Genomic DNA, 25,548 nt, shown 5'->3' on the forward strand with positions numbered 1-25,548 from the left:
GTCCCCGGGGGCCCGGGGGGGGGGTGGGGGGGGGCCCCCGGGCGGGGGGGCGGGGGGGCCCGGGGGGGGGGGGGGTGGTGCCCCCCCCCCGCCCCGCACTCGGATTCACTCGACTTCACTCGACTTCACTCGGGGATCCACTCGGGGACTCACTCGGATCGGGGAGCGATTCATGTACGCATACGACCTCCTGGTCGTCGGGTCGGCCAACGCCGACCTGGTGATCGGCGTCGAGCGCCGGCCGGCGGCCGGGGAGACGGTGCTCGGCTCCGACCTGGCCGTCCACCCGGGCGGCAAGGGCGCGAACCAGGCGGTCGCCGCCGCCCGGCTGGGGGCCCGTACGGCCCTGCTGGCCCGGGTCGGCGACGACGCCCACGGCCGGCTGCTGCTGGACGCGCAGCGCGCGGCCGGCGTCGACACGGTCGGCGTCCTGGTGGGCGGCGCGCCGACCGGGGTCGCGCTGATCACGGTGGACCCGTCCGGGGACAACAGCATCGTGGTCTCGCCCGGCGCCAACGGCCGCCTCACCCCCGCGGACGTGCGGGCCGCGGCCAGCCTCTTCCACGCCTCCCGGGTGGTCTCGGCACAGCTGGAGATCCCCCTGGAGACGGTCGTGGAGGTGGTGCGGAGCCTCGCCCCGGGCAACCGGTTCGTCCTGAACCCGTCGCCTCCGCGCCCCCTTCCGGGCGAGGTGCTGGCGGCCTGCGATCCGCTGATCGTCAACGAGCACGAGGCGAAGGTGATCCTGGGCGCGGCGTGCGTGAGCGAGGAGCCCGCCGACTGGGCGCGGCTGCTGCTGGCGAAGGGCCCGCGCTCGGTGGTGGTGACGCTGGGCGCCCGGGGCGCGCTGGCGGCCTCGGCGGAGGGCGTCGTCCGCGTCCCGTCCGTGCCGGTGGACGCGGTGGACACCACCGGCGCGGGCGACGCGTTCACCGCGGCGCTGGCCTGGCGGCTGGGCACGGGCGCGACGCTCGAGGAGGCGGCGGCGTACGCGGCCCGGGTCGGGGCGGTGGCCGTCACCCGGGAGGGCGCCCAGGAGTCCTTCCCGACGGCGGCGGAGGTCGACGCGCTGTGAAGAAGGCCGGGATCCTGAACCGCCGCCTCGCCGGCGCGCTGGCCGAACTGGGGCACGGGCACGGGGTGCTGGTGTGCGACGCAGGCATGCCGGTCCCCGACGGTCCGCGCGTGGTGGACCTGGCCTTCCGGGCCGGGGTGCCGTCGTTCGCCGAGGTGGTCGAGGGACTGCTGGAGGAGCTGGTGGTCGAGGGCGCGACGGCGGCGGCCGAGGTGCGGCGGGCCAATCCGGCGGCGGCCGAGCTGCTGGCGGGGCACTTCCCGCACCTGGAGCTGGTGCCGCACGAGCGGCTCAAGGAGCTGACGGCCGGCGCGCGGCTCGTCGTCCGCACCGGCGAGGCCCGGCCGTACGCGAACGTGCTGCTGCGGTGCGGGGTGTTCTTCTAGCGTCCGGCGGGCGGCGTCCGTCCGCCGGGGCACTGGGACCGTGGCCGCGCGGACGGCGTGGTCACGCGGGCGCCGGCGGCTCCGAGCCGCCGGCTTCGGGGGCCCGGTTCACCGAACCGGGCCCCCCGGTTTCCCCTCCCGCCGGAACCCCCGTGATCCCCCCCGGATCCCCCGTCGGGGTGTTCCGACGCCCAGTACGACCCGCGGGCGCCGGGAACGGTTGCACAGGCGCGGGGATTTTTTTTCCGCCCGGTCCTCCTGCGACGGTCCGGACGAGCCGGGCGGTGCGCGCCGGGGCCGTGCCGGTGCAGGGATTCCGGACCGACGGGGTGCCGGCCGCCGAGCGGTGGGGACTCCGGCGGGAGACGGCTGCCCGGAGCCGCATGCCCACCCCGCCGCGCAGCGCGCGCGAGGACGGCTTCCGCGCCCGTATGCGCGTGCTGCCGCTGGGCGACGTGCGGATCCCCCTGCCGGCCTTCCCTTCCCCGGAGGCGGCGCGCACCTCGCGCGTCATCCGCCGGTCCGACCCCGGCGGACGTCGGAACCGGCACCGCGCGCCGGCCCGTCCCGGACGCGGCGGGCCAGCCGGGGAGCGGATCAGAGCGCGTGCCGCGCGAACCGGGCCGCCGTCTCGGCCAGCACCTCCCGCCCGTCCCGCGCCCACAGCTCCTCGTTGAACAGCTCGACCTCGATGGGGCCGGTGTACCCGGCCGCCTCCACGTACCCCTTCCACTCCCGCATGTCGACGGAGCCGTCCCCGATCTGGCCGCGGCCGTTGAGCACGCCCGCCGGCAGCGGGGTCGTCCAGTCGGCGAGCTGGAAGGTGTGGATCCGGCCCGCGGCGCCGGCCCGGGCGATCTGGGCGGGGGCCGTGTCGTCCCACCAGATGTGGTACGTGTCCACCGTGACGCCCACCTGGTGCGCCGGGAAGCGCTCGGCGAGGTCCAGGGCCTGGGCGAGGGTGGAGACCACGCACCGGTCGGCGGCGAACATGGGGTGCAGCGGCTCGATGGCCAGGCGCACGCCGTGGGACTCGGCGTAGGGGCCCAGCTCGGCCAGCGCGTCCGCGATGCGTTCCCGGGCGCCGCGCAGGTCCTTGGAGCCGGCGGGCAGGCCGCCGGAGACCAGGACCAGGGTGTCGGTGCCCAGGGCGGCCGCCTCCTCGACCGCCCGGCGGTTGTCGGCGAGGGCGTCGGCCCGCTCCCGCGGGTCGATCGCGGTGAGGAAGCCGCCGCGGCACAGCGTCGTCACCGCCAGTCCCGCGTCCCGCACCAGTTTCGCCGCCGCGTCCACGCCGTACGCCTGGACCGGCTCGCGCCACAGGCCCACGTTCCGTACGCCCAGGTCCCGGCAGGCGTCGACCAGTTCGGGCAGGCTCAGCTGCTTCACCGTCATCTGGTTGACGGAGAAGCGCTCCGGCGCCCGGCTCATCGGGTCACCCCGTACAGGCTCAGCAGGGTCCGCATCCGCTCCTCCGCGAGCTTCGGGTCGGGGAACAGGCCGAGGCCGTCGGCGAGTTCGTAGGCGCGGGCGAAGTGCGGCAGGGAGCGGGCCGACTGCAGCCCGCCGACCATCGTGAAGTGGGACTGGTGCCCGGCGAGCCAGGCCAGGAAGACCACGCCCGTCTTGTAGAAGCGCGTCGGCGCCTGGAACAGGTGGCGGGACAGCTCCACCGTCGGGTCGAGCAGGGCGCGGAAGCCCGCCGTGTCCCCCGTGTCCAGGACCCGCACCGCCTCGGCCGCCAGCGGGCCGAGCGGGTCGAAGATGCCGAGCAGGGCGTGGCTGAAGCCCTGGTCGTCGCCCGCGATCAGCTCGGGGTAGTGGAAGTCGTCGCCCGTGTAGCAGCGCACCCCCTCGGGGAGCCTGCGGCGCAGGTCGATCTCGCGCCGGGCGTCCAGCAGGGAGATCTTGACGCCGTCGACCTTGTCGGGGTGGGCGGCGATGACCTCCAGGAAGGTGGCGGTGGCGGCGTCCAGGTCGGTGGAGCCCCAGTAGCCCTCCAGCGCGGGGTCGAACATCGGGCCCAGCCAGTGCAGGACCACCGGTTCGGCGGCCTGGCGCAGCAGGTGGCCGTAGACCTCCAGGTAGTCCTCGGGGCCCTCGGCGGCGGCCGCGAGGGCCCGGGAGGCCATCAGGATCGCCTGGGCGCCCGACTCCTCCACGACCGCGAGCTGCTCCTCGTAGGCGGCGCGGATCTCCTGCAGGCCGTGCGGGCGGCCGGCGGCGAGCTGGTCGGTGCCCACCCCGCAGGCGATCCGGCCGCCCACCGCCCTGGCCTCGGCGGCGCTGCGCCGGATCAGCTCCGCCGCTCCCGCCCAGTCCAGGCCCATGCCGCGCTGGGCGGTGTCCATGGCCTCGGCGACGCCGAGCCCGTGGGACCACAGGTGGCGGCGGAAGGCGAGGGTGGCGTCCCAGTCGACGGCGGCGGGCGCGTCGGGGGTGACGTCGGCGTACGGGTCGGCGACGACGTGCGCCGCCGAGAAGACCGTGCGGGAGGCCAGGGGGGCGCCGGGGGTGAGGGCGAGGGGCTCGGTGCGCGGCTCGTAGGCCCGCAGCCCGCCCTCGCCGTCGGGCAGGTGGATGGTCACAGCGAGATCTCCGGTACGTCGATGCGGCGGCCCTCGGCCGAGGACTTCAGGCCCAGTTCGGCGAGCTGGACGCCGCGGGCGCCGGCCAGCAGGTCCCAGTGGTAGGGGGCGTCGGCGTAGACGTGCTTGAGGAACAGCTCCCACTGGGCCTTGAAGCCGTTGTCGAACTCGCCGTTGTCCGGGACCTCCTGCCACTGGTCGCGGAAGACCTCGGTGGCGGGGATGTCGGGGTTCCACACCGGCTTGGGGGTGGCGCTGCGGTGCTGCACGCGGCAGTTGCGCAGGCCGGCGACCGCGGAGCCCTCCGTGCCGTCCACCTGGAACTCCACCAGCTCGTCCCGGTTGACGCGCACCGCCCAGGAGGAGTTGATCTGGGCGATCGCGCCGCCCTCCAGCTCGAAGATGCCGTACGCGGCGTCGTCCGCCGTGGCGTCGTAGGGCTTGCCGTTCTCGTCCCAGCGCTGCGGGATGTGGGTGGCGGTCAGGGCCTGGACGGACCTCACCCGGCCGAACAGCTCGTGCAGGACGTACTCCCAGTGGGGGAACATGTCGACGACGATGCCGCCGCCGTCCTCGGCGCGGTAGTTCCAGGAGGGGCGCTGGGCGGCCTGCCAGTCGCCCTCGAACACCCAGTAGCCGAACTCGCCGCGCACCGACAGGATGCGGCCGAAGAAGCCGCCGTCGATCAGCCGCTTGAGCTTGAGCAGGCCGGGCAGGAAGAGCTTGTCCTGCACCACGCCGTGCTTCACGCCCTGCGCGGCGGCCAGCCGGGCCAGTTCCAGGGCGCCGTCGAGGCCGGTGGCCGTCGGCTTCTCGGTGTAGATGTGCTTGCCCGCCGCGATCGCCTTCCTGATCGCCTCCTCGCGGGCCGAGGTCACCTGGGCGTCGAAGTAGATCTCGACGCTCTCGTCGGCCAGGACGGCGTCCAGGTCCGTCGAGACGTGCTCCAGGCCGTGCTTCTCGGCCAGCGCCCTGAGCGCGTGCTCGCGGCGGCCGACCAGGACCGGCTCCGGCCACAGCACGGTGCCGCCGCCGAGGTCGAGGCCGCCCTGTTCGCGGATGGCCAGGATGGAGCGGACCAGATGCTGGCGGTAGCCCATGCGTCCGGTCACGCCGTTCATGGCGATGCGCACCGTCTTGCGTGTCACGTCGTTCCCTTCGTACGCGGTCCGCGCGCCGCGTACCCCCCGCCCTCCGCCGGTGGCCCGGCGAACGCCGATGAGCGATACAGCAAGCGCTTTCTATCCCTGGAGAAGCTAGCCTCTGAACTGCGCTCCGGACAAGACCGCGGCGAGGAGGAGTTGTCCGATGGGCAGGCCGGGGTCCGGGCCGTAAGGTCTGCTCGGAACCACGGCCGTGGGCCCGGGTGTGTACCAGGGCGTACGACGAGACGCGCGACCGGAGGACGAGGACATGACGGTGACCCTGGCGGACGTGGCGGCCCGCGCCCAGGTCTCCCCCGCGACGGTGTCGCGCGTGCTGAACGGCAACTACCCCGTGGCCGCCGCCACCCGGGAGCGGGTGCTGAAGGCGGTCGACGAGCTGGACTACGTGCTCAACGGGCCCGCCAGCGCCCTGGCCGCCGCCACCTCCGACCTGGTGGGGATCCTGGTCAACGACATCGCCGACCCGTTCTTCGGGATCATGGCGAGCGCGATCCAGTCCGAGATCGGGGGCCCGGGCGGCAGAGCGGGCGGCGAGAGACTCGCGGTCGTCTGCAACACGGGCGGCTCCCCGGAACGCGAGCTGACCTACCTGACCCTGCTCCAGCGCCAGCGCGCGGCCGCCGTCGTGCTGACCGGCGGCGCGGTGGAGGACGCGCCGCACAAGGCGGCCGTGGCGGCGAAGCTGCGCAAGCTGGAGGCCGCCGGCACCCGGGTGGTCCTGTGCGGCCGGCCCCCGGCGCCGGACACCGGGGCGATCGCCCTGACCTTCGACAACCGCGGCGGCGGCCGGGAACTGACCGAGCATCTGATCGGCCTCGGCCACCGGCGGCTCGGCTACATCGCGGGCCCCGAGGAGCGGACCACCACCCGCCACCGCCTGGAGGGCCACCGGGCCGCCCTGGCGGCGCACGGCATCGAGGAGGACCCCCGCTGGACGGTCCACGGCCGCTACGACCGCCGGTCCGGCTACGAGGCCACGCTGGAGCTGCTGCGCCGCGACCCGACGCTGACGGCCGTGGTCGCCGCGAACGACTCCGTCGCCCTCGGCGCGTGCGCCGCGCTGCGCGACTCCGGCCGGCGCATCCCCGACGACGTGTCCGTCGCCGGCTTCGACGACCTGCCGTTCAGCATCGACGCGGTCCCGGCCCTGACGACGGTCCGGCTGCCCCTGGCGGAGGCGGGGGCGCGGGCCGGCCGTATCGCGATGGGGCGGGAGGAGCCGCCGCCCGGGGGGATCGCGACGGTGCGGGGCGAACTGATGGTACGGGGCTCCTCCGGAGCGCCACGGGCCTGAGCCGCCCCTCCGGAGCGCCCCGGGAGCGAGCCCGTCCCTCCGGCACGACCGCACGTCCACCGGGGCGGACGCGGGGGAAAGCGGGCGGCGCCCGCGCCGGAGCCGCGCGGGCGCCGCCGGCGCCCCGCACCCCGCCGCCGGAGGACCGGGCGCCCGCTCCGCCCGCCGGGGGTCCCGCGGGCGAAGGCGCCGGCCGCCCACCGATGAGTTCCCTCCCGCGCGCCGGTCCTCACTGCCGTAACGCACCCCGACCAGCGCCTCAGGAGCACCTTCCATGCGCATCGTGATCAGCGAGTTCATCAGCCTCGACGGTGTCGTGCAGGCCCCGGGCGGCCCCCGGGAGGACACCGACGGCGGTTTCGCGCACGGCGGCTGGACGCACCCGTTCTTCGACCCGGAGGTCGTCGGCGGCGCCTTCGACGCGGCGGCGGACGAGGCCGACGCCTTCCTCTTCGGCCGCCGCACCTGGCAGGCGATGGCGGGAGCGTGGCCCGAGCGGGCCGGCGACCCGTTCGCCGACCGGCTGAACGCCCTCCCGAAGTACGTCGTCTCCCGCACCCTCACCGACGCCGACCTGACCTGGAACAACACCACCCGCATCCCCGGCGACGAGGCCGTCGCCCGCCTCCGCGAGCTGCGCGCGGCCGACGGCCGCGGCCTGCTGCTCATGGGCAGCCCCGCCCTCGCCCGGACGCTGCTGGGCGAGGGCCTGGTGGACGAGTTGCGGCTCGTCGTGATGCCGGTGGTCCTCGGCGGCGGCAAGACGATCTTCCCCGCCGACGGCGTCCTCCGCGCCTTCGAACTGGTCTCCGCGGCCACCGCCCCCACCGGTGCCCGGGTCTGCGTCTACCGGGCGGCGGCCCCTGCCGAGGACTGAGCGCGCGAAGGGCGCCGGCGCCCGGGGTCCGGCGACGTCCCCGCCGCCCGCCGGCGCCACGGCTCCGCCCCGGCCGCCGCGGGGCCCCGCCCCTCCTTCGGGCAGGGGCCGGCCGGCCGGGACCGGTTGCCCGGCCCGGGATCGCCTCCGGAGCCGTCCCGGGCGGTCCGGCGGCTCCGAGCGGCTCCGCGGCCCTGGGCGCCCCGGGTGGCGAAGAGGAGTGCCGGACGGCCTGGCGGGTAGGGTCCGTACACATGAAGCTGGCGTTCTCCACCCTCGGCGTCCCCGGCCTGCCCCTGTCCGACGTGCTGCGGCTCGCGACCGAGCACGGCTACCACGGTGTCGAACTGCGCGCGCACCCCGAGGAGCCGGTGCACCCCGGCCTCACCCCCGGCGAACGGGCCGACGCCGCCGCCGAGTTCAAGGCGGCCGGCGTCGAGGTCCTGGGCCTGGCGGGCTACGCGCGCATCGCCGCGCCGGGTGCCGACGAACCCGTGCTCGCCGAGGTCCGCGCCCTCCTCGACCTCGCCCGCGACCTGGGCGCCCCGTACGTGCGGGTCTTCCCCGGCGGCGGCGACCGAAGCCCGGAGGAGGCCGACGCGACGGCCGCCCGGCGCCTGGGCACGGCCGCCGAGTACGCCGCCGGCGTCGGGGTGCGCGTCCTGCTGGAGACGCACGACTCGCACCGCACCGGCGCCGACGTGATCCGCGTCCTCGGTCCGGTCGGCCACCGCCAGGCCGGCGCGCTGTGGGACGTGATGCACACCTGGCTCGGCGGCGAGCAGCCCTCGGAGACCTACGCGGCCCTCGCCCCGCACCTCGGCTACGTCCAGGTCAAGGACATCGCCTCCGCCGACGACACCGCCCCGCTGCCGCTCGGCGCCGGCGTCCTGCCGCTGGCCGAGTGCGTGGAGGTGCTCTCGCGGCACGGCTGGGACGGCTGGCTGTGCTGGGAGTACGAGAAGCGCTGGTACGAGTCGGCGGCCCCGCTGCCCGGCCTCCTGGGCGCCGGGCGGGAGCATCTGGCCCGGCTGCTCAACGACTCGGCGTGACCGGCCCGGCGCCCGGCCGCCCGTCCCCCGGGCACGGCGGCGGGCCGGCGCCCGGTGCCGCGTCAGGACGCGATCAGGTCGTCCGGGGCGGACCGGGCGAGGCCGGCCAGGGTGGCCAGCGCCCGGGACAGGTCGTCCGCGGACGGTGAGGCCAGGCCCAGCCGGACCGCGTTGGGGGCGTGGTTGCCGCCGACGGTGAACGCGGCGGCGGGCGCCACCGCGATGCCGTGCCGCGCGGCGGCCGCGACGAAGGTGTCGGCGCGCCACGGGCGGGGCAGCCGCCACCAGCAGTGGTACGACCGCGGGTCGCCGCGCACCGCGAAGGCCCCGAGGTGCCGGGCGGCGATCTCCTGCCGCGCGGCGGCCTCCCGCTGCTTGGCCCGCACGAGCTGTTCCACGATGCCGTCCCGCTGCCAGCGGGCGGCCGCCTCCAGGGCGAACCGCCCGGGCCCCCAGCCGCCCGAGCGCAGCGCCGCGGCGATGTCGCCGGCCACCGGCCCGGGGGCCACCACGAACCCGAGGGTGAGGCCGGGGGCGACGCGCTTGGACAGGCTGTCGACGAGGACGGTCCGCTCGGGGGCCAGGGACGCGAGCGGCGGCAGTTCGTCGCGGAGGAAGGCCCAGACGGCGTCCTCGATCGCGGGGACCCCCAGCCGCAGCAGCACCTCGGCGAGCCGCTCCGCCCGCTCCCGGGGCATGGTGAGCGACAGCGGGTTGTGCAGCGTGGGCTGGACGTAGACGGCGCTCAGCGGGCCGGCGCGGTGCGCCTCCTCCACGGCCTGCGGGAGCAGCCCGTCCTCGTCCATGGCCAGGGGCACCAGGGTGACGCCGAGCCGGGCGGCGACGGCCTTGACGACGGGGTAGGTCAGCTCCTCGACGCCGAGCCGGGCGCCCGGCGGCACCAGGGCGGTGACGGCGGCGGCGACGGCCTGGCGGCCGTTGCCCGCGAAGAGCACCCGGGCCGGGTCGGGGCGCCAGCCGCCGCGGGCCAGCAGATCGGCGGCGGCCTCGCGGACGGCCGGCGGGCCCGCGGCGCCGGTGGGCCGCAGCGCCTCCGCCAGGGCGTCGGGGCGCAGCAGCGCGCCGAGCCCGTCGGCGAGCAGCGCCGCCTGCCCGGGCACGACGGGGTAGTTCAGCTCCAGGTCGACGCGGCTGGCCGCGGGTTCGGTGAGCGCGGGCGCGGCGGCCGGGGACACCGCGCGGACGAAGGTGCCGCGCCCCACCTCGCCGACGGTCAGGCCCCGGCGGGCGAGTTCCCGGTAGACCCGGGCCGCGGTGGAGTCGGCGATCCCGTGCTGCCGGGCGAACCTGCGCTGCGGGGGGAGGCGGTCGCCCGGCCGGAGGCGGCCGGTCCTGATCTCCTCGGCCACCGCGTCGGCGACGCTCCGGTAGTCCGTCACGGCGCGCTCCTCTCGTTCCCGGGCCGGCATCCAAACACAGAATTGCACCGAGCGCAATATTAAGATTGCATCGAGTTTTTCCCTCTTCTATGCTCACTGCATTGCTTCGAAGCCCCGGGAGGGAGGCCGGCGCGCAGTGAACCCCGCACGGTCCCCGCTCGGCCGGATCCCCCTTCCCCCGCCGGACCGCGCCCGATGCCGTCTCTTCCCCCGACCGGCGGAACCCGCCGACATCCCGGCCCTGTTGCCGGAGCACGCGGCGGAGCGGCAGCGGACCTCGAAGGGTCCCGGGCGGCACGGCCGGCGGGCGGTGGCGCCCTCCCGGCCGCCGCCGGAGCCCGGTCGCCGTGTGCGGGGCACGCGTCCGCTCTTCCCCGAGCGGCTCGGTGCAATTCTCTAAATTGATCCGACCTGGGCGGTTCGCCGCACCGGGCCGGGGCCGGTCCGGGCGCCGCGCACCCGCGCGCCGGGCGGCATGACCGCGACGAGGCCCCGGGGCGGGTGGCCGAGGAGCGGGGGCAGCGAACCAGCGAACGAGGGATTCTCATGGTGGAAACGAGCGGGGTTCTCGGCGTGGTGGCCGTGGCCCTCGGAATGGTGCTCACCCCGGGCCCGAACATGATCTATCTCGTCTCCCGCAGCGTCACCCAGGGCAGGCGGGCCGGGATCGTCTCCCTCGGCGGGGTGGCCCTGGGGTTCCTGGTGTACCTGGTGGCCGCGAACCTGGGCCTGTCGGCCGTCTTCGCCGCGGTGCCCGAGCTGTACCTGGCGGTGAAGCTGGCCGGCGCGGCGTACCTCGCCCACTTGGCCTGGAACGCGCTGAAGCCGGGCGGCGTCCCGGTCTTCGCCCCGCAGGACGTCCCGCACGACTCGCCGCGCAGGCTGTTCGCGATGGGTCTGACGACGAACCTGCTGAACCCGAAGATCGCCCTCATGTACGTCTCGCTCATCCCGCAGTTCATCGATCCGGCCGCGGGCCACGTCCTGCTGCAGGGCCTGGTGCTCGGCTCGGTCCAGATCGCGGTCAGCGTCGCCGTCAACCTCGCCGTCGTCCTGGCGGCCGGCACCATCGCCGTGTTCCTCTCCCGCCGCCCCTCCTGGCTCCGGATGCAGCGCTACCTGACGGGCACGGTGCTCGGCGCGCTCGCCGTCACGGTGGCGGCGGACACCTCGGCCCCGGCGCGGACCGGCTGACCCGCGGCACCGCCGTCCGGCGCGCCGTCCCGCCGTCCCCGCGCGTCCGTGCCGACTTCCGCGGGCCGCCCCGGATCCGGGAACCCGCGCCGCCCGCCGCCCGTCCCATCCGCGGGCTGCCGGACGAGCCCCCGCGGTGCGGTGTCGGCCTCGCCGGCGGCGGCGGCCGACCACCCTCTCCGCCGCACCGCGGCCGGCAGCACGCCGCCATCGGCGCGCCCCCTCACCACTGCGCCGGTGGCGGCCCGTTCCCGGTTACTGTGCACTCCCTTGACCGGCGGAAACTTCCCGGATATTGGTGACTCCTCGGAAGTTTCTTTCAGCGGATCCCGCGTCCGCCCGCGGCGGACGACCTCCGGAAGGAGCGCACGTGCCCGACCCCAGCACGGGAAACACCGCGACCCCCGCGAGACGTACGGTCCTCGCCGCCACGGCGGGCGTCACCGCCGCGCTCGCGGTCGCCGGGCGCTCCTCCGCGGCGGCCGCCCCCGACGACGACCGGCTGCGCGCCCTCGTCTCCGGCATGACGCTCCAGGAGAAGGTCGGCCAGCTGTTCGTGATGCGGGTCTACGGCCACTCGGCCACCGCCCCCGACCAGGCCGACGCCGACGCCAACCTGAAGGAGATCGGCGTCCGCACGGCCGCCGAGCTGCTCGCGAAGTACCGGGTCGGCGGCATCGTCTACTTCTCCTGGGCGCACAACACCCGCGACCCGCACCAGATCGCCGAGCTGTCGAACGGCATCCAGAAGGCGTCCCTGGAGCTGCCGCGCGGACTGCCCGTGCTGATCTCCACCGACCAGGAGCACGGCATCGTGGCGCGGGTGGGCGCGCCCGCCACCCTGTTCCCCGGCGCGATGGCGATCGGCGCGGGCCGCTCGCGCTCCGACGCCCGCACCCTCGGCCGCCTCGCGGGCCGCGAGCTGCGCGCGCTGGGCATCCGGCAGGACTACGCGCCCGTGGCCGACGTGAACGTCGACCCGGCCAACCCGGTGATCGGCGTACGGTCCTTCGGCGCCGACCCGGCGGCGGTGGCCGCCCTGGTGGCCGCCGAGGTCCGCGGATACCAGGGCTCCGGGGTGGCCGCCACCGCCAAGCACTTCCCCGGCCACGGCGACACCGACGTCGACAGCCACACCGGCTTCCCCACCATCACGCACAGCCGCGAGCAGTGGGAGACGCTGGACGCGCCGCCCTTCCGGGCCGCGATCGCCGCCGGCATCGACTCGATCATGACCGCGCACCTGAGGGTCCCGGCGCTGGACGACTCCGGCGACCCGGCCACCCTCTCCCGCCCGATCCTCACCGGCATCCTGCGCGAGGAGCTCGGCTACGACGGGGTCGTGGTCACCGACTCCCTCGGCATGGAGGGCGTGCGGACCAGGTACGGCGACGACCGGGTGCCGGTGCTGGCGCTGAAGGCGGGCGCCGACCAGCTGCTCAACCCGCCGGACCTGGACCTGGCCTGGAACGCGGTCCTGGACGCCGTCCGGGACGGCGAGCTCACCGAGGCCCGGCTCGACGAATCGATCCTGCGCATCCTGCGGCTGAAGGCGAAGCTGGGGCTGTTCCGCGACCCGTACGTCAGCCCGGCCGGCGTCGACCGCGCGGTGGGGACGAAGGCGCACCGGGCGGCGGCCGACCGGATCGCCGAGCGGACGACCACGCTGCTGGTCAACGAGGGCGGCCTGCTGCCGCTGTCGCGCCGCAGGCACCCCCGGATCCTCGTGGTCGGCGCCGACCCCGCCTCGCCGTCGGGGACGACGGGCCCGCCGACCGGCGTGCTCGCGGACGCGCTGACCGGACTGGGCTTCACGGCGACCGCCCTGCCGACCGGCACGGCGCCGTCCGCGGCGACCGTCGCCCGGGCCGTCGCGGCGGCGCGGGACGCGGACGCGGTGGTGGCCGGGACGTACAACGTGACGGCGGGCAGCGGCCAGCGGACCCTGGTGCAGCAGCTGCTGGCGACCGGCAGACCGGTGGTGGTCCTGGCCCTGCGCAACCCCTACGACGTGGCCCACCTGCCGGACGTCCGGGCCTGCCTGGCGTCGTACTCGTGGACCGACGTCGAGCTGCGGGCGGCGGCCCGGGTGATCGCGGGCCGGGTGCGGCCGCGCGGGAAGCTGCCGGTGCCGGTGGGGCGGGCGGACGATCCGACGCAGGTGCTGTATCCCCTGGGGCACGGGCTGTCGTACTAGGCGTACGCCCCCTGCCGGGCGCACCGTCGCCGAGGTGCGCAAAACGTCCCGGATGTCCGGCGTGGGCCCGTCGCGGCGGGCCACGCTGGACGGGGGTGCCCGGGGGACGGCGATGCGCGGGAGAGGGTCCGTGGGGGTGGCGTGCGCGGTGCCGGCGCTGCTCACCGCGGTGCTGACGGCGCGCCGGCCGCCGTCGGGGGGCGCGGCGCGGGACGGACGGTCCGGCGCGGGCACACCGGTCCCGGCGGTCCGGCCCTCCGGGTACGGGGCGGTGTTCCTCGACGTCGGCGAGTGCGGTTCGCTCGGTACGACGGGCTTCACCGAGGTGCCGTGCGCCGGCGAGCGGGCGGCGGCGCGGGTCGTGGCCCGGCACGACGGCCGGGCGGACGACGGGCCGCCGTGCCCGGGGACCACCGACTTCGTCCTGCACATCAGCGAGCGGCGCCCGTCCCTCGACGAGGACGGCGACGGGGTGGTGCCGCGGGGCTACGCCTGCATGCGCGATCTCCGGCCGCCGCACCCCGGCGACCCCGGCGGCGGAGGCGGCCCGCGCACCGTCGTCGGCGACTGCGTCCGCGCCCTCGGCGACGGGCGGGTCCGCGAGACCGCGTGCGACGGCACGGGGCCGCGGAAACCGCAGTACAAGGTGGTGCGGGCCGTGGACGCCCGGGCCCGGTGCCCGGCGTCCACGGCCCTGTACGTCCGGCTCGACGGCCCGTCCCCGGTGGGCTGCGCCCGGCCGGTGTGAACGGCTCGCGCCGGCTGCCCGGCAGGGGCTGGGAGGCGGCGGCCGGCCCGGGGGCGCGGGCGGGGGGGGGGGGGCCCGCCGGGGGGGGGGCGGGGGGCGCCCCCCCGGGGGGGGGGGGGCGCCCGGGGGCCCCCCCCGGGGGGGGGGGGGGGGGGGGGGGGGGGGGGGGGGGGGGGGGGGGGCGGCGCGGGGGGGGGGGGGGGGCCCCCCCCCGCGGCCGGGTCGTCTACGGACGCAGCGCGTGCTCGCGCTCCACGTCCCTCTTGTCCAGCTTGGCGTCGAACCTGGCCAGCGGCTTGGCCGCCGACGGGTCCGCCTGCACGGCGGCCGGGGCGACGCCCGCCCACTCCAGGATCCTGGCCGTGGCCAGGGCCTTCTCCTCGGGCACCAGGCCGGCCACGTTCGCCCCGTGGTTCAGGCCCGGCGCGGTGAAGACGTAGGAGTCCTTCGCGCCCTTGTCCACGCGGAACGGCTCGGCGCCCCACGGGTCGTTCTCGCCGTACACGAAGAGCATGTGCCGCGCGTGGTGCCGCACCCAGGTGTCGATGTCCCGCATCGCCCACGGCTGGAACCTCATCGGGATCTCGCGCGGGACGAAGTTGCGCGGCGGCTGGTAGCCGTAGCGGATGTACTTCTTCTCGATGTGCGGGAAGTGGATGGTCGGCGCGCCGAGCTGCGTACCCGCCTGGTAGTAGTACGGCGTGTAGGTCTCCAGGCCCTGGTCGGTGTAGGCGGAGAAGCCGGAGATCGCGTCGACGGAGTCCCAGATCTCCTGGTCGGTGGCGTTCTTCGCGTCGGCCGGGATCTCGCCGCAGTCCTTCAGCAGGCTGTACTGCCAAAAGCCCCAGACGTAGTCCAGGACGACGGCCTCGTAGGCGCGGTCCAGGCTGCCGATGGTGTCGAAGGTGTAGCCGTTCTCGGCCGCGTACGCCTGGTACTTCTTCTCCAGCGGCTCGCGGCGCACCAGCGCCTCGCGCTGCACCGCGTTCAGCCGGTCGCGGCACTCCTGGGTGCCGACCCGGGCGAAGAACCGGTCGTAGGCCGAATCCTCCTTGTTCACCACGTCGTTGGGGGCGACGTAGGCGACCACGCCGTCCATGTCGCGCGGGTAGAACCGCTCGTAGTAGGTGGCGGTCATGCCGCCCTTCGAACCGCCCGTGGAGATCCAGTTCTCGGGGTAGAGCGGCTTGAGCGCCTCGAAGATGCGGTGCTGGTCGCTGGCCGCCTGCCAGATGTCCAGCTTGGACCAGTCGGCCGGGGCGGGCCGGGACGGGGTGAAGTAGCGGTACTCCATGGAGACCTGGTTGCCGTCCACGATCTGCGTCGGCTCGCGGCGGCTGGGCGTGGTGGAGACGTTGTAGCCGCCGGTGTAGAAGACCGTCGGGCGGGCGACGTCCTTGTGCAGCACGGTGATCCGCTGCTGGAACGTGCCCCTGGCCGGGTTCCGGTGGTCCACCGGCTGGGTGTAGGTGAGGACGAAGAAGCGGTAGCCGGGGTACGGCTTCTCCTCGACCAGGCTCATGCCCGGTATCGCGAGCAGCCGGTCCTTGATGTCGGTGGCCCCCGGCTCGGCGGCGGTGGCCGCTCCCGCCGTGCTCAACGCGCCTATGAGCACCGTGAGCGCCAGCAGCCATCTGAGCGCCTTGCGCATGCACACTCCCCTGTGAGACAGATGTGCGCCGGAAGCTATCGGAGCAACTCGGCCGCGCACCAGGGGATATGGGGAAAACCCTGTACGGGCCCGCGTGTTCGGCGGCTCAGCAGAGGATCCAGCCGGAGCTGACCGACCCGCCGCCCACCCGGCCCGTCACCCGCACGCACCGCTGCCCGGCGTGCACGGTCACCGGGCCGGCCCGGTCCTCGTACTTCCCGGTGTCCACGACCGGCCGACCGCCCCGCGCCTGCACGCCGACCGACATCGTCCGCCGGGCGCCGGGGTGCGCGGGGGTGGTGACGGCGCAGACGTAGCCGCCGCGCCGGTGGACGGACACGGAGCCGGTGGCGAACGGGAGCGTCCCGACCACGCGTCCCGCGCAGGACGCGGCGGCCTCGGCCGCGTCCGGCGTCGCGACGGCGAGCAGCCCGGACGCGGTCAGCGCGGCCGTCCCGAGCGCCAGCCGCCGCCGTAACGCACCCCTGTCCACAGACGCCCCTCCCCTACCGCGACCCGCGCATCGGCGTACGGGAGTACGGACGCGGGACGTGTGCCGGATGGTTGCACGGTCGTCAGCGGGACGCGCCGACCGGCTCCTCCGGCTCGGCGGCCCCGACGAACGTCCGCCACAGGTCGGCGTACCGGCCGCCGCGCGCGAGCAGTTCCTCGTGCGTGCCGTCCTCGACGACCCGGCCGTGGTCCATCACCACGACCCGGTCCGCGCGGGCGGCGGTGGTCAGCCGGTGGGCGACCACCAGCGTCGTGCGGCGGCCCGCGAGCCGGTCCGTGGCCTGGTTGACCTGCGCCTCGGTCGCCAGGTCCAGCGCCGCCGTCGCCTCGTCGAGGAGCAGGATGTCCGGGTCGACCAGCTCGGCGCGGGCCAGCGCGATCAGCTGCCGCTGCCCGGCGGAGAGGTTGCGGCCGCGTTCGGCGACCTCGTGGAGGTAGCCGCCCTCCAGGGTGGCGATCATCTCGTGCGCGCCGACCGCGCGGGCGGCCGCCTCCACCTCGGCGTCGGTGGCGTCCGGGCGGCCGTAGGCGATGGCGTCGCGGACGGTGCCCGGGAACAGGTAGGCCTCCTGCGGGACGACGCCGAGACGGTGCCGGTACGAGGTGAGGTCCAGGGCGCGCAGATCGGTGCCGTCGACGGTGACACGGCCCCGCGTCGGATCGTAGAACCGGGCCACGAGCTTGACGAGGGTGGACTTGCCGGCGCCGGTCTCGCCGACGAAGGCGACGGTCTGCCCGGCCGGGACGCGCAGGTCGACGCCGCCGAGCGCCTCCTCCCCGTCGCCGTACGCGAAGTGCACGTCCTCGAAGGCGATCTCGCCGCGCAGGGAGAGCACTTCGAGGGGTTCGTCGGGCGCCTCGGTGGAGGCCGGCTCGCGCAGCAGCTCCTGGATGCGGCCCAGGGAGACGGTGGCCTGCTGGTAGCCGTCGAAGACCTGGGAGAGCTGCTGGACGGGGGCGAAGAACAGGTCGATGTAGAGCAGGTACGCGACCAGCGCGCCGGTGGTCAGCGTCCCGTCGCCGACCCGCGCCCCGCCCACGACCAGCACCGCCGTCGCGGCGGCCGACGACAGCAGCTGCACGAAGGGGAAGTACACCGAGATCAGCCGCTGCCCCCGGATCCGTGCCCGGCGGTAGCCGTCGCTGCGCTCGGCGAACCGCCGCCCGCCGTCCCGCTCGCGCCGGAAGGCCTGCACGATCCGCAGCCCGGAGACGGTCTCCTGGAGGTCGGCGTTGACCGCCGAGACCCGCTCCCGGGCCAGTTCGTACGCCTTCACGCTCGCCCGGCGGAAGAAGTACGTGGCGACGATCAGCGGCGGCAGCGTCGCGAACACGACGAGCGCGAGCTGCACGTCGATCACCAGCAGGGCGACCATGATGCCGAAGAAGGTGACGACCGAGACGAACGCGGTGACCAGGCCCGTCTGCAGGAACGTGGACAGCGCGTCGACGTCCGTGGTCATCCGCGTCATGATGCGCCCGGTCAGCTCGCGCTCGTAGTAGTCGAGGCCGAGCCGCTGGAGCTGGGCGAAGATCTTCAGCCGCAGCGCGTACAGCACCCGCTCCCCGGTGCGTCCGGTCATCCGGATCTCGCCGCTCTGCGCCGCCCACTGCACGGCCACCGTGAGCAGGGCGAGCAGCGAGGCCGCCCAGACCCCGCCGAGGGCGAGCCGCGTGACGCCGTCGTCGATGCCGTGCCGGATCAGCACCGGCAGCAGCAGGCCCGTGCCGGCGTCGACGGCGACGAGGGCGAGGCTGGCCAGCAGGGGCAGGCCGAAGCCGGCCAGCAGCCTGCGCAGGCCGTAGGACTCCTCCGGCCGCACGGCCCGCGCCTCGTCGACGTCCGGGGTGTCGGTCGCCGGGGGCAGCGCCTCGACCTGGGCGAGGAGTTCCGGGGTGGCCGGGGAGCCGCTGAGCGCGGTGTCCTTCGGCTCGCGCTCCCCCGCCCACAGCTTGGGCGTGATGCCGCGCTCGGCGTCGAACTCCGCGTCCAGCTCCTCCCGCACGGAGGTGTCCTCGTGCGGCGCGGCGGGCCGGGCGTGGCCGGGCGAGACGCCGCCGAGTTCGTCCGGGTCGGTCAGCAGGCGCCGGTACAGGGCGCACCGCTGCTGGAGCTCCTCGTGGGTGCCGATGTCGGCGAGGCGGCCGGCGTCGAGGACGGCGATGCGGTCGGCGAGGCCCAGGGTGGAGCGGCGGTGGGCGATCAGCAGGGTGGTGCGGCCCCGCATGACCTCCTTCAGCGCCTCGTGGATCTCGTGCTCCACGCGGGCGTCGACGGCGGAGGTGGCGTCGTCGAGGACCAGCAGCCGGGGGTCGGCGAGGATCGCGCGGGCGAGCGCGATGCGCTGGCGCTGGCCGCCGGACAGGGTCAGGCCGTGCTCGCCGACCGCGGTGTCGTAGCCGTCGGGGAGGTCCCGGATGAACCGGTCCGCCTGGGCGGCGCGGGCGGCGGCCTCGATCTGCTCGTCGGTCGCGTCCGGACGGCCGTAGGCGATGTTGTTGCGCACGGTGTCGGAGAAGAGGAAGGAGTCCTCGGGCACCAGCCCGATCGCGGCCCGCAGCGACTGAAGGGTGAGTTCGCGCACGTCGTGGCCGCCGACGAGGACGGCGCCGCGTGTCACGTCGTAGAAGCGCGGCAGGAGCAGGGAGACGGTGGACTTGCCGGAGCCGGAGGAGCCGACGACGGCGAGGGTCTCGCCGGGGCGGATCTCGAAGGAGAGGCCGTCGAGGACGGGGTGGGCGGGGTCGTAGCCGAAGGAGACGTCGTCGAACTCGACGGTCGCGGGGGCGTCGGCGGGCAGTTCCCGGGTGCCGTCGGCCAGCGACGGCTCGGTGTCGATCAGCTCCAGGACCCGTTCGGTGGAGGCGCGGGCCTGCTGGCCGACGGTGAGCACCATGGCGAGCATGCGCACCGGGCCGACGAGCTGGGCGAGGTAGGTGGAGAAGGCGACGAAGGTGCCGAGGGTGATGTGCCCGCGCACGGCGAGCCAGCCGCCCAGCGCCAGCATCGCGACCTGGCCGAGGGCGGGGACGGCCTGGAGGGCCGGGGTGTAGCGGGCGTTGAACCGGACGGTGCGCAGCCGCGCGGCGAACAGCCGCCGCCCGACCTCCCTGAGCTTGCCGGTCTCCTGCTCCTCCTGCCCGAACCCCTTCACCACGCGGACGCCGCTGACGGCGCCGTCGACCACGCCCGCGACGGCGGCGGCCTGGGCCTGGGCGTACCAGGTGGCGGGGTGCAGTCTGGTGCGGCTGCGCCGGGCGATCCACCACAGCGCGGGGGCGACGGCGAGCGCGACCAGCGTCAGCGGCGGCGACAGCCACGCCATGATCCCCAGGGAGATCAGGAACAGCAGGACGTTCCCGATGGTCATCGGGAGCATGAACAGCAGGCCCTGGATCAGCTGGAGGTCGCTGGTGGCCCGGCCGACCACCTGCCCGGTGGACAGCTCGTCCTGCCGGCGGCCGTCGAGCCGGGTGATCGTCGCGTACATCCGCGTCCGCAGGTCGTGCTGGACGTCGAGGGCGAGACGTCCGCCGTAGTAGCGGCGGACGTAGGTGAGGACGTAGACGACGAGGGCGGCGCCGATGAGCAGGCCCGCCCAGACGGCCATGCTCCGGCTGTGCTCGCCGATCACGTCGTCGATGATCACCTTGGTGATCAGCGGGACCAGGGCCATGACGGCCATGCCCGCCAGGGACGAGCCGAGGGCCAGGACCACGTCCTTGGGGTAGTTCCAGGCGTACCCCCACAGCCGTCGTGCCCATCCCCGTTGCGAACTCACGCCGGTGCCCTCCGATCGTCCTGATCTGCCGGAAGGCACCAACGCGGACGGAAGCGGATTTCATCCCTCCGTAATGATCGGAAGCCGATCGGGGGAACGTCCGGGGCCGGCCGGGCGAGCGGACGGGCGTGTGAGGGGCCGGCCGGCCGGGCGAGCGGCCGAGGACCCGGGCGAGCGGCCGAGGACCCGGCCGGGCGGCCGGGTCCGCGCCCGCGGGGAACGGTCAGGTCCGCACCCGCAGGAAGTAGAAGCGCGTGGTCTGCGTCGCGCTCTGGTTGTCGTCGCTGACCAGCAGCACCTTCAGACGGCCCCGCTCCCGGCCGGTGACCGCCATGCCCTCGATGTTGTCCAGCAGCGGGTTCGGCTGGGGCTGCTTGGCGGTGGCGCCGAGCGACGGGCACGCGGCGAGATCGGCGAGCAGGGTCTTCCTGATCAGCCGTACGCCGCTGTGCCCGGTCAGGTTCTCGACGCCGCCGGTGTCCGTGGCGTGCCGCGGGTCGGCCAGGTACAGGCGGACGGTGTTGCCGACGCCGGAGGTGAAGCCGCGCTCCAGGACCAGCAGGCGGCCGTCGGGGGTGGCGGTCACCTCGGGGACGCCGAGGCCGGCATCGGCCCGGTAGGCGTACTGGGCGCCGAGCGCGAAGCCCCCGCGGGTGCGGTTCCAGGTCTGGAAGCGCACGATGCCGGCGCTGTCGCCGGCCAGGGCGTACTCCATGGCGGCGAGCAGGGTGCGGCCGCCGGGCAGCAGGGTCAGGCCCTCGAAGGTGCCGTTGGAGACGGCCCGCCCGGCCGGGGCGACCCGGAGCGCGGACGGCACCGGCAGGCGGTCCAGGATCGTGCCGTCGGCGCCGTGGCGGCGGATGGCCGGCTCGGTCTCGGAGCTGATCAGCAGGGTGCCGTCGCGGTCGATCACCAGGCCCTCGGAGTCCAGCGCGCCGCCCCGTTCGTCGGCGAGCCGCGCCACGCCCGTCGGCCGGAGCGTGCGCCCGTCCAGGCGGAACAGCGCGGAGCGGTCGGAGACGGCGGTGAGCGAGCCGTCCCGGCCGGCGGCGAGCGCGGAGAGGTTGCCGACGAAGGCGCCCTCGTACGTCGTCTTGTCGAGCGCGTCGGAGAAGCGGTCGACGGCGACGGACGGCGAGCAGGCGTGGCCGGTCCGCGCGTCGGCCTGCCGGGCGGTGGCGGGCCCGGCGGCGGTCAGGCAGGCGGCCGCCGCCAGGCCGGCGGTGACGGTGGCGAGGAGGGTCTTCAGGCGCATGGACGTCACCGTAGGACGGATCGGTGACGCGGGGTGGGCCGCACCGTTAAGGATCAGCTGGCCGCCAGGTCCCGGTGGACGGCCTTGGCGACGCCCTGGATGGTGGTGATGCCGTAGTTCATGGTGCTGTTGCCGTGCGTGAGCACGGTGATCGTGTAGTCGTGGCCGCCGCCTTTGAAGGCGCCGACGCTGTGCACCCGCCAGCCGTGCGTGGAGCGCTGCAGCCAGCCGTTCTTCACGTGCACCGACACCCCGGACGGCGCCCCGTACGGCGTCCCCCAGCGCTGCGCGGAGACGACCTGGCCCATCAGCTTCAGGATGTAGGCGCGGGAGTTGTCGCTGAGGACGGTGTTCTTGGCGGTGACCAGTTTGAGCAGCTTCTGCTCGTCGGTGACCGTGATCTGGGTCAGGCCCCAGTAGCCGTTCGCGCCGGGCTTGGTCTGCGTCATGCCGGCGGCGGCGAGGAAGCCCTTGATCTTCGTCAGGCCGAGCTGCTTCCACAGGGTGGAGGTGGCCGCGTTGTCCGACTTGGTGATCATGGCTTTGGCGAGGGACGCCTCGCGGTCGGTAAGGTACCGGCCCCGCTTCTTCGCGTCCCACAGCAGCGCGGCGAGGACGGTGACCTTCACGACGCTGGCCGAGTCGTAGGCGGTGGAGGGTCTGAGGGTGCAGGTCGTCCCGGTGGTGCGGTCGTGGAGGCCGACGGCGACCGTGCCCTTGCGGTTCGCGAGCGCGGCCGTGATGTCCTTCTTCAGCTTGGCGGCGAGGCCCGCCCGGGCGGACGTGCAGCCGACCGCGGGTGCGGTGGCCGCCGCCGCCGGGCCGGCGGCGACGCCGGGTATGAGTATTCCGATGCCGAGGCCGGCGGCGAGCACGCCCGCCCGCCGGGATGTCCACAGAGTCATGCACCCTTGACCCACGAGCCCGGGGGAAGGGTTGCGACCCTTGGGGAGCACTTGACGAAATGTCACCGCTGCCTGGCGCATTCACAGGCGGCGGCCAGGTACGGCACAGCGCCCGCCCACCCCCGCTGTGCACGATGCGCGGGTGACCCCTGCCACTGACTCCCGCCCCGACACCGCCGTGACCCCCGATCCGCCGGAACCGCCGCCGGGCACGGCCCCCCGCTGGTCGCTGCCCGCGCTGCTGGCGATCCTGGCCCTGGCGGCGGTGCTGTACTCCTGGAACCTGTCCGCCTCCGGCCTCAACACCTTCTACAGCGCCGCCGTGCTCAGCGGCACGCAGAGCTGGAAGGCGTGGTTCTTCGGCTCGCTGGACGCGGGCAACTTCCTCACCGTCGACAAGCCGCCGCTGGCGCTGATGGTGATGGGCCTGTCGTGCCGGCTCCTCGGGTACGGCACCTGGCAGATGATGGCGCCGATGATCGCGGCGGCGCTGGCCACGATCTGGATCCTGCACGCGTCCGTGAAGCGGGTGTGGGGGCACGGCGCCGCGGCCGTCGCGGCGCTCGTCCTGGCCCTGACCCCGATCACGGTCGCCATCAACCGCGACAACAACCCCGACACGCTGCTGGTGTTCCTGATGGTGGCGGGCGCGGCCCTCGCGCTGCGCGCCGCCCGCGGCGGCGGGCTGCTGCCGCTGCTGGGCTCCGCCGTCTGCTTCGGGCTGGCCTTCAACACCAAGATGCTCCAGGCGTGGATCGCCCTCCCGGCCGTCTTCGTGGTCCACCTGTACGCGGCCCGCCCGGCCCTGGGGAAGCGGATCGTCCACCTGCTGCTCGCGGGCGGCGCGCTCGCGGTGTCCAGCTTCTGGTGGGCGGCGGCCGTCTCGCTGGTCCCGGCCTCCGAGCGCCCCTACATCGGCGGCTCGACGGACGGCAGCGCCTGGGACCTGATCATGGGCTACAACGGCCTCGGCCGGATCCTCGGCGGCGAGGGCAACGGCGGAGGCGGCGGGGGCGGAGGCGGCGGCTTCTCCGGCACCGCGGGCATCGGCCGGCTCTTCAACGACGTCCTCGGCGGCCAGATCTCCTGGCTGCTCCCCTTCGCGGGCATCGCGCTCGTCGCCGGCCTGGTCCTGCGCGGCCGCGCCCCGCGCACCGACCCGACGCGCGCCGCGCTGGTCCTGTGGGGCGGCTGGACCGTCCTGCACTACCTGACGTTCGCCCTGGCCGAGGGCACGATGCACCCGTACTACACGACCGCCCTGGCGCCCGGGATCGCGGCGCTGTGCGGGGGCGGCGGCGCGATGCTGCTGCGCGCGTTCCGCGCCGACCGCCGGTGGGTGTGGGTGCTGCCGCTCGCCCTGGCGGTGACGGCGCTGTGGTCCGTGGTGCTGCTGCGGCGGGCCTCCGGCTGGAACACCTGGCTGTGGCCGACGGTCGCGGCGGTGATGGCCCTGGCCGTCACCGGCCTGCTGGTCTTCCGCTCCGGCGACCGGGTGCGGCTGCTGGCGGCCTCGGTGGCCGCGGCGGTCGTCGCGGCGGTGGCGGGCCCGGCGGCGTACGCCTGGTCGGTGCCGTCCGGCTCGGGCGGCGGCATGGGCGGCACGAACCCGACGGCCGGCCCGGCCACGGGCAGCGGCACGGGCGGACCCGGGGGCGGCGGCCGGGGCGGCTTCGGCGGCACCGGCGAGGGCGGCGAACTGCCGGGCGGCGCCCGGCAGGGCGGCCGGGCGGGCGGCTTCCCGGGCGGCGGGATGCCCGGCGGGGCGCCGAGCGACGGCTCCGACGGTTCCAGCGCCTCTGGCGGCTCCGGCGAGGGCACCGCGCCCGGCGGCGCGCCCGGTGCCGCGGGCAGCGGCATGGGCGGCGGCGGCATGGGCGGTGCGAGCACCGAACTGATCGCGTACCTGAAGAAGCACCAGGACGGCGCCACCTGGCTGCTGGCGGTGTCCAGCTCGCAGAGCGCGGCCCAGCTCATCGTCGGCAGCGGCGAGCCCGTCATCTCCATGTGGGGCTGGTCCGGCTCCGACAAGGCGATGACCCTGGCCAGGCTCAAGGAGCTGGTGAGGAACGGCGAGCTGCACTACATCCAGCTCAACAGCGGCGGCATGGGCGGCGGCATGGGCGGCGGCTCCACCCTCGGCACCGAGGTCACGCAGTGGGTGCAGGAGCACGGGACGGCCGTCCAGGAGAGCGAGTACAGCTCCTCCTCCGACGCTTCCTCTTCCGGTTCCTCCGGTTCCAGCGCCTCCGGATCGGACTCGGCGTCCGGTTCCCGGTCCAACCAGGCCACGATCTACCGCCTGGACCCGTCGGACATCGGCTGACACCCGTCGAGCCCCCGGCGTTCCGACGGCCCCCGGCCCTGCGGCCGGGGGCCGTCGAGGTGCACCGGACCGGCCACGGCGTCCCCGCCGCCCGCTCACGACCGCGCCTCCCCATCCCGACACGCAACCGACACCCCTCGTTCACACCTTCGCCCGCATGTCCATGTCACGCTCCCTCTACCCGTCCCCTCAACCCGCGTAGAACGGACGCCTCATGGCCGCGAGCCCCGTACGGACCCCCCGCCGGAAGACCCTGGCGCTCACCGTGTCGACCGCGCTGCTCGCCCTCACCGCGCCGGCGGTGACCGCGACCCCGGCCGCCGCGACGACCACCGCCTACGACTCGACGTACTACAGGAACGCCGTCGGCAAGACCGGCACGAGTCTGAAGTCCGCGCTGCACACGATCGTCAGCAGCCAGACCAAGCTGTCGTACTCGGCGCTCTGGGAGGCCCTCAAGGTCACCGACCAGGACCCGGCCAACAGCGCCAACGTCGTCCTGCTGTACTCCGGCAAGTCCCGCAGCAAGAGCCTCAACGGCGGTGACGTCGGCGACTGGAACCGCGAGCACGTCTGGGCGATATCCCACGGCGACCTCACCACCTCGACCGGTCCGGGCACCGACCTGCACCACATCCGCCCCGAGGACGTGACCGTCAACTCCATACGCGGCAACAAGGACTTCGACGAGGGCGGCAGCGCGGTCGGCGGGACGTCCACCAGCTACACCGACTCCGACTCCTTCGAACCCCGCGACGCCGTCAAGGGCGACGTGGCCCGCATGATCCTCTACATGGCCGTCCGCTACGAGGGCGACGACGCCTGGGCCGACCTGGAGCCCAACGACCGGGTGGGCAACGGCAGCACCCCGTACACGGGCAGGCTGTCGGTCCTGAAGCGGTGGAACGACGAGGACCCGCCGGACGCCTTCGAGGAGCGCCGCAACCAGGTCATCTACGACAGCTACCAGAAGAACCGCAACCCGTTCATCGACCACCCGGAGTGGGTCGAGGCGATCTGGTAGGGCCACGGGCCCGGCCTCCCGTCACCGGGGCCGGCTCCGCCCCCGGCTCGGGGACATACCACCGGACGAGACGACTTCTTCGCTCACACCAGTGATGCCGTTCCTCCGTCCGGGC

Annotated in this window: 19 protein-coding genes; 10 read left to right on the forward strand and 9 right to left on the reverse strand. The window is 75.1% G+C overall.

Annotated elements, in window-relative coordinates; genetic code table 11:
- The first annotated feature begins 172 nt into the window (after window positions 1-172).
- Both ACIBAI_RS02105 and rbsD read left to right on the forward strand, forming a co-directional pair.
- On the forward strand, window positions 173-1,075 hold the full coding sequence (locus tag ACIBAI_RS02105) for a ribokinase (RefSeq protein ID WP_399030496.1): 903 nt from the start codon (window positions 173-175) through the stop codon (window positions 1,073-1,075).
- Window positions 1,072-1,461, forward strand: a complete 390-nt coding sequence (gene rbsD / locus ACIBAI_RS02110) for a D-ribose pyranase (protein ID WP_399030497.1) — start codon at window positions 1,072-1,074, stop codon at window positions 1,459-1,461. Before ACIBAI_RS02105 ends, rbsD begins: the two co-directional genes overlap by 4 nt.
- 597 nt (window positions 1,462-2,058) lie before the next feature.
- Here the strand turns inward: rbsD and ACIBAI_RS02115 are convergent.
- From ACIBAI_RS02115 to ACIBAI_RS02125, 3 genes are read right to left on the reverse strand one after another with little or no spacing between them, the layout of a single operon-like run.
- On the reverse strand, window positions 2,059-2,892 hold the full coding sequence (locus ACIBAI_RS02115) for a sugar phosphate isomerase/epimerase family protein (RefSeq protein ID WP_399030498.1): 834 nt from the start codon (window positions 2,890-2,892) through the stop codon (window positions 2,059-2,061).
- A complete protein-coding gene (locus ACIBAI_RS02120; RefSeq protein WP_399030499.1) occupies window positions 2,889-4,049 on the reverse strand; it encodes a dihydrodipicolinate synthase family protein in 1,161 nt (386 codons plus the stop codon). The genes ACIBAI_RS02115 and ACIBAI_RS02120 overlap by 4 nt, the downstream gene beginning before the upstream one ends.
- Entirely contained in the window at window positions 4,046-5,197 is a 1,152-nt protein-coding gene (locus ACIBAI_RS02125; RefSeq protein ID WP_399030500.1) for a Gfo/Idh/MocA family protein, read from the reverse strand. The genes ACIBAI_RS02120 and ACIBAI_RS02125 overlap by 4 nt, the downstream gene beginning before the upstream one ends.
- A gap of 265 nt (window positions 5,198-5,462) precedes the next feature.
- Here ACIBAI_RS02125 and ACIBAI_RS02130 point away from each other — a divergent pair, with 265 nt between their 5' ends.
- The 3 genes from ACIBAI_RS02130 (at window position 5,463) to ACIBAI_RS02140 (ending at window position 8,438) form a co-directional block, all read left to right on the forward strand.
- Window positions 5,463-6,509 carry a LacI family DNA-binding transcriptional regulator gene (locus tag ACIBAI_RS02130; protein WP_344599396.1) on the forward strand — a complete coding sequence of 349 codons (1,047 nt, stop codon included), beginning with the start codon at window positions 5,463-5,465 and terminating at the stop codon, window positions 6,507-6,509.
- 274 nt (window positions 6,510-6,783) lie between these two features.
- Complete coding sequence (locus ACIBAI_RS02135) at window positions 6,784-7,386, forward strand: dihydrofolate reductase family protein (RefSeq protein ID WP_399030501.1); 603 nt, start codon at window positions 6,784-6,786, stop codon at window positions 7,384-7,386.
- 254 nt (window positions 7,387-7,640) lie between these two features.
- Complete coding sequence (locus tag ACIBAI_RS02140) at window positions 7,641-8,438, forward strand: sugar phosphate isomerase/epimerase family protein (RefSeq protein ID WP_399030502.1); 798 nt, start codon at window positions 7,641-7,643, stop codon at window positions 8,436-8,438.
- A gap of 62 nt (window positions 8,439-8,500) precedes the next feature.
- On the opposite strand, the gene ACIBAI_RS02145 is transcribed toward ACIBAI_RS02140, so the two are convergent.
- Window positions 8,501-9,838, reverse strand: coding sequence for a PLP-dependent aminotransferase family protein (locus tag ACIBAI_RS02145; RefSeq protein WP_399030503.1), 1,338 nt, complete (start codon window positions 9,836-9,838; stop codon window positions 8,501-8,503).
- A 546-nt stretch (window positions 9,839-10,384) separates the two neighbouring features.
- Between ACIBAI_RS02145 and ACIBAI_RS02150 the strand changes: the two genes are divergently transcribed.
- The 3 genes from ACIBAI_RS02150 (at window position 10,385) to ACIBAI_RS02160 (ending at window position 13,977) form a co-directional block, all read left to right on the forward strand.
- Window positions 10,385-11,032 (forward strand): LysE family translocator, encoded by a 648-nt coding sequence (locus ACIBAI_RS02150; protein ID WP_399030504.1) that lies wholly within the window; start codon window positions 10,385-10,387, stop codon window positions 11,030-11,032.
- Window positions 11,033-11,402: 370 nt separating this feature from the next.
- Entirely contained in the window at window positions 11,403-13,229 is a 1,827-nt protein-coding gene (locus ACIBAI_RS02155; protein WP_399030505.1) for a glycoside hydrolase family 3 protein, read from the forward strand.
- A 112-nt stretch (window positions 13,230-13,341) separates the two neighbouring features.
- Window positions 13,342-13,977: a hypothetical protein gene (locus tag ACIBAI_RS02160; protein WP_399030506.1), complete on the forward strand. Its 636-nt coding sequence runs from the start codon at window positions 13,342-13,344 to the stop codon at window positions 13,975-13,977.
- Between the two features lie 226 nt (window positions 13,978-14,203).
- Here ACIBAI_RS02160 and ACIBAI_RS02165 read toward each other — a convergent pair whose 3' ends face one another.
- From ACIBAI_RS02165 to ACIBAI_RS02185, 5 genes are all read right to left on the reverse strand, one after another.
- A complete protein-coding gene (locus tag ACIBAI_RS02165; protein ID WP_399030507.1) occupies window positions 14,204-15,628 on the reverse strand; it encodes a S28 family serine protease in 1,425 nt (474 codons plus the stop codon).
- A 106-nt stretch (window positions 15,629-15,734) separates the two neighbouring features.
- Complete coding sequence (locus ACIBAI_RS02170; protein WP_399030508.1) at window positions 15,735-16,121, reverse strand: hypothetical protein; 387 nt, start codon at window positions 16,119-16,121, stop codon at window positions 15,735-15,737.
- 82 nt (window positions 16,122-16,203) lie between these two features.
- On the reverse strand, window positions 16,204-19,923 hold the full coding sequence (locus ACIBAI_RS02175; protein WP_399030509.1) for an ABC transporter ATP-binding protein: 3,720 nt from the start codon (window positions 19,921-19,923) through the stop codon (window positions 16,204-16,206).
- Window positions 19,924-20,146: 223 nt separating this feature from the next.
- On the reverse strand, window positions 20,147-21,178 hold the full coding sequence (locus ACIBAI_RS02180; RefSeq protein ID WP_399030511.1) for an esterase-like activity of phytase family protein: 1,032 nt from the start codon (window positions 21,176-21,178) through the stop codon (window positions 20,147-20,149).
- A 53-nt stretch (window positions 21,179-21,231) separates the two neighbouring features.
- Window positions 21,232-22,083 (reverse strand): serine hydrolase, encoded by an 852-nt coding sequence (locus tag ACIBAI_RS02185; protein ID WP_399030512.1) that lies wholly within the window; start codon window positions 22,081-22,083, stop codon window positions 21,232-21,234.
- Window positions 22,084-22,225: 142 nt separating this feature from the next.
- Here ACIBAI_RS02185 and ACIBAI_RS02190 point away from each other — a divergent pair, with 142 nt between their 5' ends.
- Together ACIBAI_RS02190 and ACIBAI_RS02195 are read left to right on the forward strand one after the other, a co-directional pair.
- Window positions 22,226-24,409 carry an ArnT family glycosyltransferase gene (locus ACIBAI_RS02190; protein ID WP_399030513.1) on the forward strand — a complete coding sequence of 728 codons (2,184 nt, stop codon included), beginning with the start codon at window positions 22,226-22,228 and terminating at the stop codon, window positions 24,407-24,409.
- A gap of 214 nt (window positions 24,410-24,623) precedes the next feature.
- On the forward strand, window positions 24,624-25,433 hold the full coding sequence (locus ACIBAI_RS02195) for an endonuclease I family protein (protein WP_399030514.1): 810 nt from the start codon (window positions 24,624-24,626) through the stop codon (window positions 25,431-25,433).
- Window positions 25,434-25,548: the final 115 nt, after the last annotated feature.

It is taken from the genome of Streptomyces sp. NPDC051041, from assembly GCF_044456065.1.
GTDB lineage: Bacteria > Actinomycetota > Actinomycetes > Streptomycetales > Streptomycetaceae > Streptomyces > Streptomyces glaucus.